Below are 13703 nucleotides of genomic sequence, written 5' to 3' on the forward strand. Positions count from 1 at the left end.
CGGGGGGGGCTGCCCCATGCGACTCAGCTGCGGTAGGGCTTGGCCTCCAGAATGCGGACGGAGGCCATCTTGCCGTTCGGCAGCTCGTACTCGGCGTCCTGACCGACCTTCTTGCCCATCACACCGGAGCCCAACGGCGACTGCGGGGAGTACGTCTCGATGTCCGAGCTGGCGTACTCGCGGGACGCCAGCAGGAAGGTGACGGTGTCGTCCTCGTCGCCGTCGAAAGCGATCTTGACCACCATGCCGGGCTCCACCACACCGTCGTCCGCCGGAGCCTCACCGACCTTGGCGTTCTCCAGGAGCTGCTGAAGCTGGCGGATCCGCAGCTCCTGCTTGCCCTGTTCCTCCTTGGCCGCGTGGTACCCGCCGTTCTCGCGGAGGTCGCCCTCCTCGCGAGCCGCCTCGATCTTCTTGGAGATCTCGGTGCGTGCAGGACCCGACAGGTACTCCAGCTCGGCCTTGAGCTGGGCGTACGCCTCCTGGGTCAGCCAGGTGACGTTGTCGCTGGTCTGGGTCACAGGTGCTCCTCGTCGGTACTGGGGATATCAGCTGATGCAGCAAACGCCCTACCAGAAAGGGTGCGCCTTCACTGGTGGGCGAAACCACGAGCTTAACAATTTCGGCGGAAAAGGGAAGAAGACCCGGACTCCGCCGCAGGTCAGCGTGGTCGACCGGACATACCGGTGAGCCCCGCCGCCACCGGGCTCACTTCTTCTGGCAGCCCACCAACTCCACGCTGGTGGCGCGGTCCGTCGAGCGCATCGGGACCACCTTGTCGACGCGGGAGGCCCCCGCGGGGAACTCCGCGTCCTTGCGGGCTACCTCGCTGCCGTCCTCCGCGCGAGCACGCAGCGTGCACACACCGGCGACGTCCGCGTCCTTGCGCACCTCCAGATGCACTTGCACCGCGCTGTCGGAGGCGACTTTCCACTTGATCACCTCGCCGCTGACGTCCTGGCCCGAGACGTAGGAGATCCCGATCCAGCCGACCAGCGCGAGCAGCAGCACACCCAGCACACCGCCGGTGATCCTCAGTCGACGGTCCGTGCGCGCCTCGGCGCCCGCTGTCCCACCCCCGGCGCCGCTCGACGTACGCCCGTAACGCCCTTCGGGGACCTGTTGGCGCAGGTCAACCATGGTCCGTTCCTCTCGGCATGGGCTCCGGCGGCTCCTTGCGGGCCCGGCCGGAGCTGAGCGGGGTGTACCGGGAATACATCGCGGTGCTGATTCGGTCACTATAGAAGCCGTTCCCGAAACCGCCGCGGGCGGGCCGGGCCGATGGCGGAGCCGCTTTGACCTATGAGGATTGAGTTGTGACTGAGCAACTGCGACTGATGGCCGTGCACGCGCACCCCGACGACGAGTCGAGCAAGGGCGCGGCCACCATGGCGAGGTACGTCGACGAGGGGGTGGACGTGCTCGTCGCGACGTGCACGGGGGGAGAGCGGGGCTCCATCCTCAACCCGAAGCTCCAGGGCGACACCTACGTCGAGGAGCACATCCACGAGGTGCGCCGCAAGGAGATGGACGAGGCCCGGGAGATCCTGGGCGTGAAGCAGGCGTGGCTGGGCTTCGTCGACTCGGGCCTGCCCGAGGGCGACCCGCTGCCGCCGCTGCCGGAGGGCTGCTTCGCCCTCCAGGACGTGGACGAGGCCGCCGGCGCGCTGGTACGGCTCATCCGCGAGTTCCGTCCCCAGGTGATCACCACCTACGACGAGAACGGCGGTTACCCGCACCCCGACCACATCATGACCCACAGGATCTCGATGGTCGCCTTCGAGCACGCCGCCGACACCGAGAAGTACCCGGAGGCGGAGTTCGGCCCCGCGTGGCAGCCGCAGAAGCTCTACTACAACCAGGGCTTCAACCGGCAGCGGACCATGGCGATGCACAACGCCATGCTGGAGCGCGGCCTGGACTCGCCGTACACCGAGTGGCTCGAGCGCTGGGAGAAGATGGGGATCAAGGAGCGCCAGATCACCACCTTCGTACCCTGCGGCGAGTTCTTCGAGATCCGCGACAAGGCGCTGATCGCGCACGCCACGCAGATCGACCCCGACGGCGGCTGGTTCCGGGTCCCGATGGAGATCCAGAAGGAGGTCTGGCCGACCGAGGAGTACGAACTGGCCAAGTCCCGGGTGGAGACCTCCCTCCCCGAGGACGACCTCTTCGCGGGGATCCGCGAGAATTGACGGTATGAGCCCCACGCAGACAACGCTCGTCCAGGTCCTCCCGCTGGCCAAGGACCTGGACGAGAACAAGGTGACCCCCGGTGTGCTCGGCTTCATCGTCTTCGCGGTGATAGGCGCCGCCGTGTGGATGCTGATGAAGTCGATGAACAAGCACATGAATCGCGTCGACTTCGAGGAGCAGCCCGCGGAGGGCGAGAGCTCCGCGAAGTCCGCGGGGGCCTCGGCGGACGACTCCGCCTCCGCCGAGGCCCCCGCCGAGGCCGCCGCCTCGGCACCACCGAAGCGAAAGGGCTGACGCCCCGGCCGCCGCCCGGCCGCCGTCCGCCCGCCGTCCGTCTGGAGAACGACATGCTGTTCGGCAGGTTCAAAAACCGCGTCCCCTCCCCCGATGAGGCCCTCAAAGGCCGCCCGGAGCCGGAGTACACGGTGCCCGAACGCCACACCGTGCTCGGTACGGCGCTGCAGGGCCCGTACCCGGAGGGCCTGGAGATCGCCGACTTCGGCATGGGCTGCTTCTGGGGCGCCGAGCGGGTCTTCTGGACGACCGACGGTGTCTGGACGACTCTGGTCGGCTACCAGGGCGGCTCCACCCCCAACCCGACGTACGAGGAGGTCTGCTCGGGCCTCACCGGGCACACCGAGGTCGTACGCGTCGTCTTCGACCCGTCGAAGATCTCCTACGAAGCCCTGCTCAAGCGCTTCTGGGAGGCCCACGACCCGACCCAGGGCTTCCGCCAGGGCAACGACACCGGCACCCAGTACCGCTCAGCGGTCTACACCCACTCCCACGCGCAGGCTGCCACCGCCGAAGCGTCCCGTACCGCCTACCAGCAGGTACTGACCTCCTCCGGCCTGGGCGAGATCACCACCGAGATCCTCCCCGCCACCGACCGCCCCTTCTACCCCGCCGAGGGCTACCACCAGCAGTACCTGGACAAGAACCCCGGCGGCTACTGCGGCATCGGTGGCACGGGCGTCAAGCTGAGTGACCCGGGTGGTGGGTCTTGCCCCACCGGCATAACCCCTGCTGGAAGCTGAAGCACCGCACCCTCACTCGTTCGGGCGACGTATTCGGGCCCGCACTCGATACGCTGCTCCCAGGGATCGGAATCTCGCCCATGGGAGCAGCAATGACCACCTCCAGTGCCGGGCAGCCACTCATCCCTCAGCCGCCTGCCACCGTCACGGCCCTCCGCCAGGCCATCGCGCAGATCGCACCCGCCGCCCTGCCGGCCTTCACACGGGAGCTGGACCAGGCCGCCGATCAGTCCCGTCAGGCTTCCGACCTCGCTCCTCTCCAGCGGTTCATCGCTCAGTGGGCCGTCCACGTCCACATTCAGCGGCAGCCGAGTCTCGCGGAAGAGTTCCGTCGCTGGGAGGACACCGCGGAGACCGGTGACGCGCCACAGGCCCGACGCGCCGCGTCCGCTATCGGCAAGATCCTCGATGATGCACACGCCGCGCTCGGCCTGCCGGCGCGGTGAGCACCGACTGGCGCTGGGAGTACGACCCCGATCACGCGCACGTGGCGGGCGGCATCCCCGCTCACGTGGTGACCGAAGTGGAGCGTCTCGCGGGGGAACTGGCCGACCTGGCCGGGATGGGGGTCGACGTCAGCCACTTCGGCAACAGCCCGCGACCGGGCGGTCTGCGTCGTATGGACGCGGCCGGCGGCTGGTTCTACTTCCTGGTATCACCCAGAGACCATCTGATCGTGATCGTCCGCATCATGCCGCCGTTCCCCGAAATCTAGGCCGACCCACCACCGAGCACAGCGGACGGGCACCTGGCAGCTCACCCTCGTAGGCACGGGCGTGACCTGTCCGGTAGGGCTTGACTCCACGGACGAGTGACCCCTGTGACGAACGCCCCCGCTCAGGCGCGAGCCGGGGGGCGTCAGGGGCCTGAGGTCGGCCCCTGACTGGCAAGGCTTCTCGACTCCGAAGCAGGACGCTTGTGTGCGGCGCCGTTCGTCCTCACTGCTGTCAGTCGTGGATGTCAGCTGGGTCGCAGTCCCGGCTCGTTGTCTGTGGCATGTGTTTCACTCTCTGACCATGGGCGAACAAGAACTGCTCGACGCCGTTGACTCCTTGGTTGGGCCGGGCGGGCAGGAATTGGTGTGCGGCCGGTCCGGGCACCCGGCGGGGCATATATGCCTGCCTGTTTCCGACGCAATCGACCTGTCGACTCTCCTCAAGGCGTTCAGCCGTCGGTACGGGCAGTTGCGCAACCTCGCCATGGGCGGTTACGCCGATCCGACGGTGACCGAGCGGACCGGGCTGCCGCTCCTTGCTCCGTTCGCCGGGGAGCTGGTCGAGATGCGCGGGTGGGCGTCCGGCAGTCGGTGGATCGGCTGCGGTGTGGTCCGTGCCGGGGACGGCGAGCAGCTGGTGGCGCTCGTGGCGGAGGGGGCTGCGCCCTCGCCGGACGCACCGCCACGAGACACCGCGCAACCCTGGGCGGAGATCGCAGCAGAAGTGGGGACCGAACTGCCCGAAGATGGTTCCACGTGGGTTCAGCGAGTGATCGAGTCGACCGGGTGGAAGCCGCTCGGGCTCTCCGTCGACTGGGCGGCGATCGAGGGAGAGCTGGGGGTCGCGCTGCCCGCGGACTACAAGGAGCTCTGCGAGGCGTTCGGCGGCGGCGTCTTCAGCGAATGCGTCTACTTTCTGGGGCGCGACCAAGGCGTCTCGTTCAACTTCCTGACGCAGTGGCGGCTCTCCCTCTCGGTCGACCAGGACAACAGGTACGGAGACATCTCCGCCGTCGAGCCCTATGCGGTCTACGCGCCGGGCGGCAAGGGGGTGGTTACGTGGGGCTCCACCGAATGGGCCGACGAGTACTGCTGGCTGATCGATGCCGAGCGGCCGGGCGATCACCCCGTCCTTGCGCGGTCCCATGACGGCGGCCCATGGCACCGGTACGCCATGTCCACCTCCGAGTTCCTCTACCGCGTCCTTGCCGATGCCGATTTTCCACCTTTCGGGATCGCGCAGTACGACCTGGGCGCGACGTTCGAACCCGGCTCCGACGGCCCCTTCGATGCCCGGCCGCTCTGATGAGAGGCGGGCCGTCTCCCGTTCGTGGCCACGGCAGTGCCGCCGTTCCTCGTGGCGGCATTCGAACGCCTGGCTGACGGTGGTGGATTGGGATGGCCGCGGAGGGGGCAGGGGCGCTGATGCACTGTGCACTGTCATGAGCATGATTCCCCACCCACCCCCACACCTTCCCCCACAGGAGGATCACCGTGACACTCAGAAGCGCCGCGCGGGTGTTGACCACCATGCTTGTGGTGGCTCTGTCCTGGACCGTCAGCCAGGCATCCGCCGCACCCCCACCCGCATCCGTACCCGCGTCCGCGCCCGCGCCCGCAGCGCACACCGCCGCAGTTGTCCTGACGTACGACGCCTCGGGAGCCGCGGAGTTCGTCGACGCGGTCGACAAGGGCGCGGCGGTCTGGAACGGCAGCGTGGAGAACGTCCGACTGAAGCCGGCCGCGTCGGGCGACCGGGCCAGCATCGAGATACTCGCCGACGACGGCTGGCCGCGAGCGCGCACCACCAGCCTGGGCAACGGCACCATATGGATGGGGCGGCAGGCGGTTGACGAGGGTCACGACACCGTCCGTATCGCCGCGCACGAACTCGGCCACATTCTGGGGCTTCCCGACATGAAGCCAGGGCCGTGCAGCAGCCTCATGTCCGGTGCGTCGGCCGGTGTCGAGTGCACCAACGCGCAGCCCGACGCCGGAGAACGGGCCGCGGTCGAGGACAACTTCGCCTCAGCGGGCGCCAGTCCGGCGGTGTACGAGCCTCGGCTGTACCAGGACCGACCCGTCGCCGCCTGATCACGGCGCGGACACGGTGCCTCCCGTCCAGCGGGGCGGGGGCACCGTGCGGGCCGGGAGAGCTGCTGCCGGCCGGACCAGCCGTCCGGCTGCGGCACCGAGGCCGGGCCTCAGTTCGCGGCGGCGTTCTGGGCTCGGGTGAGGGCTACCTCGAGGACGACCAGCAGGGCGTCGCGGACCGAGCCGGTTTCGCGGGCGTCGAAGACGATCAGCGGGACGTGGTCGGAGATGTCCAGGGCCCAGCGCACCTGGTCGAGGTCGTGCTGGAGCTCCCCGTCGAAGGCGTTGACGGCGACGGCGAAGGGGATGTCCTTGTGCTCGAAGTAGTCGACCGCCGCGTAGCAGTCGTCGAGGCGGCGGGTGTCCACGATCACCAGGCCGCCGAGGGCTCCCTCGGTCACGTCGTCCCACATGAAACCGAACCTGTCCTGGCCGGGTGTGCCGAACAGATAGAGCTTCAGGGTCGGGGAGATGGTGATGCAGCCGAAGTCCATCGCGACCGTGGTGGTGGTCTTGCCGGGCGTGTGGGTGAGGTCGTCCACGCCCGCCGCGACCTCCGTGATCGCGGCCTCGGTGGTCAGGGGGCGGATCTCGGAGATCGCGCCGACGGCCGTCGTCTTGCCGACCCCGAAGCCACCGGCGATGACCAGTTTGACCGGCAGCGGCGGCTGTTCAACCGCTGTCCCGGAGTGAGCCCCGTGAGTCGGGGACGGCACGGAGACCATCGATAACCCTTCGCAGTACGGAGATGTCCTGGGCTGTCTTCGCGTTCGGCACATGGACCGTCAGATGCCCTGCGGTACGCAGGTCGTCGGCCAGTACGCGGACCACGTTCAGGTGCAGCCGCAGCCGGGAGGCCAGTTCCGCCACCGACTGCGGCCGTCGGCAGGCGGCCACGATGTCGTGGTGCTCGAACGTGAGCGAGGGGAGGGCGGCCAGTCCGGCCGCGGTCGCCAGGACCTGGGTCTCGACCGGGAGTGGTGTCGCCGCGCCGCGCCCCGAGACGCGGCCGGCGGTCAGCAGGAACGGCCGGATGGCGGGGGCGCGGCCGACCGGCTCGTCGGCCGGGGCGTCGACCGATACGTCGACCGGACCGGGGCCAACCGGACCGGGGCCAACCGGCTCGGGGCCGCCCGGCCCTGAGCCGCCGGGCACGCTGCCGCCGGTCCCCCTGCCCGGCGCGCCGTCCGGCGTACCGTCCGCCGCGCTGCCCGCAGCCTCGTGCGGTACTGGTTCACCGGCGGCCATCACGATCCCTTCCGAGTGCCTGCACCCCTGTCTCCGCGTCGTGTCCTGGTCCGACCGGGCGGCCGGTCACGGGCGGCCGGTCAGCCGGCCGGTGCCGCACCGGCGCTCTTCTTGAGCTCCAGCACCAGTTGGGGGGTGAGCGCGGACCCGGCCCGGTTGGCGAAGAGGGTCATCTCGTAGGCGATGTTGCCCAGCTTCGCCTCCTTGGAAGCCACCACGCCGAGGACGGCACCGCAGCCGATGGCCGAGACGAGGACGTGGCCGCCCTCCAGGTCGATGATGACCTTGTTGAGGCCGCCGAGGCCGTAGTTGCCGGAGGCTCCGGCGGCCAGGCTGGTGATGCCCGAGACGATAGCGGCGAGCCGCTCGGAGGCGTCCTGTTCGCGCGGCTGGGAGACGGCGATCAACAGGCCGTCCGAGGAGACCGCGATGGCGTCGACGACGCCTGCGGTCTGGGTGGCGAACCTGTCGAGCAGCCAGGTGAAGTCGGCCACCGCGGCTCGCAGGTCGGTGGCCTCGGCCCGCTCGGAACTGCTGTTACCTGTCGGCGTGCTCACTGCCCGGCTCCTTCGGGGGTTGCTGGTGTTGCTGCGTCGGCGGCTGTGCCGGGGCGGAGGCACTGTCCTGCTCCGCCCTGTGCACGGCCGCCTCGAACTCGTCGAGTTCCGAGCGGACCGCTTCGGCGTCGACGGGTTGGCGCACGGCCGGGATGCCCCGGTCGGCCGGTGGGGTGGTCATGGTAAGGGTCGCTCCTCGTACTCGCCGTCGCAGTGGCCTGGGGGTCTGCGCTTCAGCGGGCTGCGGCCCCTGGCCTGCCGGGAGCGGCTGCCCCTTGTCGGACAGGGCCTGCTGCTCCTGCCCGGACGGGGGCTGCTGCCCTTGTCCGGACGGGATACGCCGGGGAAGGCCACCGTCCCGCGCCGGGGCCGCCACCCGCCGCCTGGGCGTGCCGGAGGAGGCCGGAACGGGGGCGCCGGACTTGCCGGGCTCGGCGGACTCACCGGTCTCCGCGGATTCGGCGGACTCACCGGCCTCCGTGGCAACGGGCACCACCCCCGGCGCGGGCGCGACAGCAAGCTCCGTGGAGGCTCCCTGTTCCGCCGGCCCCCGCTCCGACGTGGCCGGGAGTCCCGGCGCGGCCTCGACTGCGCCGTCCATGGGCCGGACCGGTGTGGGCTCCGTGGGGCTCGGGCTCAGCAGCAGTGCGGAGGGCACCCACACGGTGCCGGTGATACCGCCGCCCGGGGTGCGGCTGAGGGCGACGCGGATGCCCCAGCGCCGGGCGAGGCTTCCGACCACGAAGAGGCCGAGCACCTTGGTCGGCACCAGGTCGAGCCGTTCGCGGCGGATCAGCCGGGCGTTCTCCTCGTCGAGGCGTTCCGCGCTCATGCCGAGACCGTGGTCGATGACCTCGATCAGCGCGCCGCCGTCGGAGGTGACGTCCGTTCCGGGCCGGACGACGACCTCGACAGAGGTGTTGGACGGGGAGAAGGTGACCGCGTTCTCCAGCAGTTCGGCGAGCATCAGCGTCAGGTCGCCGGTGACGTCGGGCGCGACCGTCGGATCGGCCTCGGCCCGCAGGGACACCCGCTGGTATGCCTCGATCTGGCTGAGCCCGGCCCGCAGGACGTTGGCCAGCGTGGTCGGCCGGGCCTCCACCTCGGTCTCGCGGATTCCGGCGAGCAGCATCAGGCTGTCCGCGTTGCGCTGGAGCCGTACGGCGAGGTGGTCGATGCGGTAGAGCCGCTCCAGCACCTCGGGGTCGCTCTCCTCGCGTTCGACGGCGTCGATCAGCATCAGCTGACGGGAGGTGAGGTTGCTGACGCGGCGCCCGACGTTGCCGAACATCTCTGCGACATTGCGGCGGCTGAGCACCTGCCGCTCCAGCAGCGCCGCGGCGGTGACCTGCACCTGGTTGAACGCCTCGGCCAGGTCGCCGACCTCGTCGCGGACCGGCACGGGGATCGGGTGCGGCCGCAGCGGGGTGCTGTCCGCAGACTCGTCGTCGTCCTCGTCGACCCGGGCGAGTTCCTCCCCGGTGACTTCGACGACCTCCTGGGCCGCTCCGGTCAGCGCCGTGAGCGGGCGGACGACCGAGCGCCGGACCAGGACGGAGAACGCCAGCCAGGCCACGAACCCGAGCAGCGCGAGACCGAGCAGGGCCAGCGCCTTGCGCAGGGCGCTCTCGGAGAGCTCGTCGGCGCGGGCCGCTGTCTGTTCGATCAGCGAGCCGGTGATCTCCAGTCGGGCCTCGGCCTGCCGCGTACCGGCGGCCATCGACTTGCGCAGTGCGCGCGGGGACTGACCCTGCAGCGAGCTGGGGTCGATCCGCAGCTCGGCGAACTGGGCGTCCACGCCGTTCTCCTCGGCCTGGCGCTCGATCCCGCTGAGGGTGAGGACCTGTTTCCGGGTGGCGATTCTGCTGAATCGCTCCGCCTGGTGCTGGAAGAGTTCGTGTGCTCCGACGGCGCGGGTGTACTCGGTGAGCGCGTTGGCGTCCTGGGTCTGCGCGGAGAACACCCCGCTCTCGAAGGCCGCGTGAGCCGCGTCGGCGCGCAGTACCGCGTCCAGCAGACCGGTGACCGTGGACGCCTCGGTGCCGGAGTAGCGGTCGAGTCCGACTCCGTCGATCAGGTAGCCGACCGCAGCGGCGTACGCGGGCGAGATGCCGGCCGCGGGGACCGAGCCCCGCTCGACCTTGTCGCGGAGTACGGCCAGGCCCTGGATGTACTCCAGCGCCCGCTTCTCGTCCTTCGGCAGGCCGGCACCGAACGCCGAGCGGACGGCTTCGGCCTGCTTGTCGGTGGTCCGCTGCGCCCGGCGGTAGGCGGTGGTGGACGGCAGGGTGCCGCCGGGCCGGGTCGACTCGTGCCGTACGGACAGCAGCAGCGCCTGCCGCTGTTCGGCCTGGAGTTCGTTGATCAGCTGGGTGACCTGCTTGCTGTCACGCACCAGATCCGCGATGCGGTCGGCGTCCTGAGCGCGCTGCACCTGGCTGTTGACGCTGAGGCCGAGCAGCACGCCGACCGCCACGACGGGCACGATCACCAGGACGTTGAGCTTCCGCCGGAACGGCCATCGGTCCAGGAGGACTCCCGCCCGTCGGCGGAACCTCGGTGTCAGGGGTGCGCGCGAGGAGAAGTCTCGTTCGCGCGGTGGGTCCACTGTGTCCACAGACGCCCCTGGCCTCCTTCCGTGCACTTCGAGCGATGACCGAGGTGTGGCTGTCGCCGGCCGTCGGCGCCCCGGGGCGCGCGGCGGCGCACATCCCTGCGAGCGCACAGCGCATACGAGCGCGCAGCCCGAGGCGAGCCGAACGCACAGCGCATGCGAGCGAAAAGATCGCGCCACATGCCCGGGGGCGGTGAACACTACCGTCCGGGCGCGTACATGCAAGACATCGCTCACTTCGTGACACGAAGTCTGCGCCCTTTGTGGCGTTTTCGTGCATGGGAAAACCGCTCAGACCTGGAGACGGGGTGCCCACGGCTGCCCGTCGAGCCGCCACCACCCGTACGCTGTCCCTCCCCCGCGCCTTCGGCCAAGCCGTCCGTATCCTCTCTTGCCCTGCGAGGAGAACTGTGTACCCCACCCCCAAGGCGGTCGTATCCCGCAAGGCGGTCGTCACGGCCGTCGTGCTCATGGCCGTGGCCGCCACCGCCGGCTGCGAGCCCGACACCACCGCGTCCCACAGCCGCACCGTCGAGCCCGGGTGCCCCACCGCCCTGGCCAGGGCCGAACGGGCGGTCAAGAAGGCCGAGGACGTCGACGCGCCCTGGACCGGTCCCACTTCAGGGCCCCGGGCCGTGCGGGGAAAGAGCATCGTCTACCTCGCACAGACCCTCAGCAACCCCGGCGTCACCGGGGTCGCCCAGGGCGTCCAGGAGGCCGCCAAGGTCGTGGGATGGCGCGCCCGCACCCTGAACGGCAAGGGGACGCCCGAAGGCTTCAAGGCCGCCTTCGACAAGGCCCTGGCCCTCGATCCGGACGGCATCGTCGTCGGCGGCTTCGACCCGGGGACCGTCAAGAAACAGGTCGAGCAGGCCGAAAGGCGCGGCATCCCGGTGATCGGCTGGCACGCCACCCCCGCCCCCGGCCCCAGCGAAAAGCTGCACCTGTTCACCAACGTCACCTCACGCGTGGAGGACGTCGCCCGCATCAGCGCGGACTGGATCATCGCCGAGTCCAACGGGCGCGCGGGCGTCGTACTGTTCACGGACGCCTCGATACCGTTCGCCAAGCGCAAGTCCGACCTGATCAAGAAGCGGCTCGACGGCTGCTCCGACGTCAAGCTGCTGAGCTACAAGAACCTCCCGATCCCCAAGGCCAACGCCCGCTCCACCAAGGAGGTCTCGGCCCTGCTTTCCCGGTTCGGGGACAAGTGGACCCACTCGGCCGCCATCAACGACCTGTACTTCGGCCACGCGGCGCCCGCGCTGCGCGCGGCGGGCAAGGACGGAGCCGGCGCCCCGCACAACATCGGCGCCGGTGACGGCGACCCGTCGGCCTTCGAGCGCATCAACGGCAAGAAGTACCAGGCCGCAACCGTGCCCGAGCCGCTGTCCGAACAGGGCTGGCAGATCGTCGACGAGTTCAACCGCGCCTTCGTCGACGCACCGGCCAGCGGATACGTCGCCCCTGTCCACATCTCCACCGCCGCCAACAGCGGCGGAGCGCTCTCCTGGGACTCCGAGGGCTACCGCCAGACCTACCGCCGGATCTGGAACTCCTGAGGCGCCTGCCCGCCGCTGTCGGCGACTGCTGACCGGTGATTCTGAGCCGAAGTCCGTGCGGGTGCCGTCGGAACCGCTGACAGCGCTGCGGGGCTGACCACCCGGCGGGGCGGTACGGCGACGCGCCAGCCCGGGTTGTAGGTGCCCGGCACAGGGTGGAGGTGCCAGCCCGCCCGGGCCGCCCAGGCGGGGAGCGGGACCTGACGCAGCACGAGGGCGTGCGGGCGGCCCACGGAGGCGGGACGGCAGCCGGCGGTGTGGGCGACGGGAACGGTGGAGCTGTTCCCGGCCAGCAGACAGGGCGGGCGTACGCCGTGGGCGCGCAACACCCCTTCCATGCGCTGCCAGTCGTGGCGGGCCGCCGCCTGGATGCCGGAGTGCAGCTGCAACTGGTGCAGCTGGAAGGCGAGGTGCGGCAGTGCCACCGCGGCGCCGAGCGGCACGAGCACTCGCAGCCGCCCCGCCCGGCGGGCCCACCGCAGGGCACTGCTCACCCCCAGCGCCGCGACCGGCGCCAGCAGCGCGTAACAGGGCAACAGGAAGCGCGGGGCCGCGTAGTTCATGAGGAAGAGGTACGGGGCCGCCACGGCCACGGCTGCCAGGACCGGGAGCAGCGCGAGCGCCGTACGGCCGTCCCGGCGCGCCGCACGGATGCCGAGGGCCACCAGCGGCGGGACCAGCAGCCACCAGCCTGCGGACGCCCACCCGACGTCCACGCCCGTGCAGGGGCGGCACAGCAGCGGCCCGTCGAGGGCGGCCGCGTGCTGCCACAGGGTGTGGAGGGAGAGGTGGGGGCGCATCCCGCCCTGGATCTCGCCGGCCTCCCGCACGCGCTCCAGTACGCTCCCGAAACGGAGCCGCGCCTCCACGGCCCAGGGGAGCACCCCGAGGAGGAGGCCGCCGGCGAGGGCTGCGCTGCCCCGCGCTGCCCGGGCGCGGGACAAGCGCCCTCTGCCGACGGCCCACGTCGCCGCCACCAGCAGCACGGCGGCGGGTCCCACCGTGTCGTTGGGTCGCATCAGTGTGGCACCGCCGAGCGCCAGTGCCATGGCGGCGTACGTACGCGACCGGGGCTCGGCCGCAGCGGGGCGTACGCAGCAGCCGACGGCGCCTGTCAGACCCATCGCCACATAGTGATTGGGCATCGCCGCACCCGCGTAGAACAGCGCGAACCACACGCTTGAGTACAGCGCTGCCGCCAACGGCACGACCCAACGGCGCCCGACCGCCCGCACCCATGGCAGATACCCCAGGTAGAGCGCGAGCGACGCCACGACGGTCAGATAGCAGCGCAACAGCACCACGGAGTCGCTGATGGCTGCCACCGGAGCGATGAGCAGCGGGGCTCCCCTCGTCCGGGGCGCGCTGAACGGCGTTTCCGGCCCGAACGCGGGAAAGCGGCTGGCATAGACGAGCTCGTCCCAGCCGAGGGGGAGTTCGGGCGGCACGATGGCCAAGGAGAGTGCGCCGAATGCGGCGCACGCTGCGGCCAGCCATCGCCGGTCGACCCGCACAAATGATGACATGGCGGCATCTTTTCGCTGGCGCGGCGCGGGTCCGGGTAGGCCACGCCTGGTGCCCCTCCCTTGGTGCCCCCGCTTGTGGACGCGGGCCCCTCACGGGGTGGCCCGCCGCGTTGTGGACGCACGCCCCGTTTGTGTTTCGGCTTGCGCCGAGGGG

General features: G+C 70.6%; 15 protein-coding genes. 8 read left to right on the forward strand and 7 right to left on the reverse strand.

Features of this window, described 5'->3' with window-relative positions; genetic code table 11:
• Positions 1–23: 23 nt before the first annotated feature.
• Both greA and JW592_RS31850 read right to left on the reverse strand, forming a co-directional pair.
• Positions 24–521, reverse strand: coding sequence for a transcription elongation factor GreA (gene greA / locus JW592_RS31845; protein ID WP_209268765.1), 498 nt, complete (start codon positions 519–521; stop codon positions 24–26).
• Positions 522–708: 187 nt separating this feature from the next.
• Positions 709–1140, reverse strand: coding sequence for a DUF4307 domain-containing protein (locus JW592_RS31850; RefSeq protein WP_209268766.1), 432 nt, complete (start codon positions 1138–1140; stop codon positions 709–711).
• Positions 1141–1316: 176 nt separating this feature from the next.
• Between JW592_RS31850 and mca the strand changes: the two genes are divergently transcribed.
• The 7 genes from mca (at position 1317) to JW592_RS31885 (ending at position 6042) form a co-directional block, all read left to right on the forward strand.
• Positions 1317–2195 carry a mycothiol conjugate amidase Mca gene (gene mca, locus JW592_RS31855; protein WP_209268767.1) on the forward strand — a complete coding sequence of 293 codons (879 nt, stop codon included), beginning with the start codon at positions 1317–1319 and terminating at the stop codon, positions 2193–2195.
• A 4-nt stretch (positions 2196–2199) separates the two neighbouring features.
• Positions 2200–2490 carry a hypothetical protein gene (locus JW592_RS31860; protein ID WP_209268768.1) on the forward strand — a complete coding sequence of 97 codons (291 nt, stop codon included), beginning with the start codon at positions 2200–2202 and terminating at the stop codon, positions 2488–2490.
• Between the two features lie 53 nt (positions 2491–2543).
• Positions 2544–3233, forward strand: coding sequence for a peptide-methionine (S)-S-oxide reductase MsrA (gene msrA, locus JW592_RS31865; RefSeq protein WP_209268769.1), 690 nt, complete (start codon positions 2544–2546; stop codon positions 3231–3233).
• A gap of 92 nt (positions 3234–3325) precedes the next feature.
• Positions 3326–3679, forward strand: a complete 354-nt coding sequence (locus JW592_RS31870) for a DUF6247 family protein (protein WP_209268770.1) — start codon at positions 3326–3328, stop codon at positions 3677–3679.
• Complete coding sequence (locus JW592_RS31875; protein WP_209268771.1) at positions 3676–3948, forward strand: hypothetical protein; 273 nt, start codon at positions 3676–3678, stop codon at positions 3946–3948. The genes JW592_RS31870 and JW592_RS31875 overlap by 4 nt, the downstream gene beginning before the upstream one ends.
• A gap of 301 nt (positions 3949–4249) precedes the next feature.
• Positions 4250–5254, forward strand: coding sequence for an SMI1/KNR4 family protein (locus JW592_RS31880; RefSeq protein WP_209268772.1), 1005 nt, complete (start codon positions 4250–4252; stop codon positions 5252–5254).
• Positions 5255–5442: 188 nt separating this feature from the next.
• Positions 5443–6042 carry a snapalysin family zinc-dependent metalloprotease gene (locus JW592_RS31885; RefSeq protein ID WP_372446611.1) on the forward strand — a complete coding sequence of 200 codons (600 nt, stop codon included), beginning with the start codon at positions 5443–5445 and terminating at the stop codon, positions 6040–6042.
• A 110-nt stretch (positions 6043–6152) separates the two neighbouring features.
• Here JW592_RS31885 and JW592_RS31890 read toward each other — a convergent pair whose 3' ends face one another.
• The 4 genes from JW592_RS31890 to JW592_RS31905 all read right to left on the reverse strand — a co-directional run bounded on the left by JW592_RS31890 (position 6153) and on the right by JW592_RS31905 (position 10464).
• Positions 6153–6767 (reverse strand): GTP-binding protein, encoded by a 615-nt coding sequence (locus JW592_RS31890; protein ID WP_209268773.1) that lies wholly within the window; start codon positions 6765–6767, stop codon positions 6153–6155.
• On the reverse strand, positions 6715–7197 hold the full coding sequence (locus JW592_RS31895) for a DUF742 domain-containing protein (protein WP_209268777.1): 483 nt from the start codon (positions 7195–7197) through the stop codon (positions 6715–6717). Before JW592_RS31895 ends, JW592_RS31890 begins: the two co-directional genes overlap by 53 nt.
• 173 nt (positions 7198–7370) lie before the next feature.
• Positions 7371–7847, reverse strand: coding sequence for a roadblock/LC7 domain-containing protein (locus JW592_RS31900; protein ID WP_209268774.1), 477 nt, complete (start codon positions 7845–7847; stop codon positions 7371–7373).
• On the reverse strand, positions 7828–10464 hold the full coding sequence (locus JW592_RS31905; protein WP_372446612.1) for an ATP-binding protein: 2637 nt from the start codon (positions 10462–10464) through the stop codon (positions 7828–7830). Before JW592_RS31905 ends, JW592_RS31900 begins: the two co-directional genes overlap by 20 nt.
• A gap of 467 nt (positions 10465–10931) precedes the next feature.
• Here JW592_RS31905 and JW592_RS31910 point away from each other — a divergent pair, with 467 nt between their 5' ends.
• A complete protein-coding gene (locus tag JW592_RS31910) occupies positions 10932–12023 on the forward strand; it encodes a substrate-binding domain-containing protein (RefSeq protein ID WP_209268779.1) in 1092 nt (363 codons plus the stop codon).
• Here JW592_RS31910 and JW592_RS31915 read toward each other — a convergent pair.
• Positions 11999–13549 carry a hypothetical protein gene (locus JW592_RS31915; protein ID WP_209268775.1) on the reverse strand — a complete coding sequence of 517 codons (1551 nt, stop codon included), beginning with the start codon at positions 13547–13549 and terminating at the stop codon, positions 11999–12001. The genes JW592_RS31910 and JW592_RS31915 overlap by 25 nt on opposite strands.
• Between the last annotated feature and the right edge of the window lie 154 nt (positions 13550–13703).

This window comes from Streptomyces spirodelae (assembly GCF_017676385.1).
GTDB lineage: Bacteria > Actinomycetota > Actinomycetes > Streptomycetales > Streptomycetaceae > Streptomyces > Streptomyces spirodelae.

Excerpts from the sequence above, each read along its gene's own strand:
- JW592_RS31850 (WP_209268766.1), bottom strand. The coding sequence starts at position 1,140 with ATGGTTGACCTGCGCCAACAGGTCCCCGAAGGGCGTTACGGGCGTACG.
- JW592_RS31860 (WP_209268768.1), top strand. The coding sequence starts at position 2,200 with ATGAGCCCCACGCAGACAACGCTCGTCCAGGTCCTCCCGCTGGCCAAG.
- msrA (WP_209268769.1), top strand. The coding sequence starts at position 2,544 with ATGCTGTTCGGCAGGTTCAAAAACCGCGTCCCCTCCCCCGATGAGGCC.
- JW592_RS31870 (WP_209268770.1), top strand. The coding sequence starts at position 3,326 with ATGACCACCTCCAGTGCCGGGCAGCCACTCATCCCTCAGCCGCCTGCC.
- JW592_RS31880 (WP_209268772.1), top strand. The coding sequence starts at position 4,250 with ATGGGCGAACAAGAACTGCTCGACGCCGTTGACTCCTTGGTTGGGCCG.
- JW592_RS31890 (WP_209268773.1), bottom strand. The coding sequence starts at position 6,767 with ATGGTCTCCGTGCCGTCCCCGACTCACGGGGCTCACTCCGGGACAGCG.
- JW592_RS31910 (WP_209268779.1), top strand. The coding sequence starts at position 10,932 with ATGGCCGTGGCCGCCACCGCCGGCTGCGAGCCCGACACCACCGCGTCC.
- JW592_RS31915 (WP_209268775.1), bottom strand. The coding sequence starts at position 13,549 with ATGTCATCATTTGTGCGGGTCGACCGGCGATGGCTGGCCGCAGCGTGC.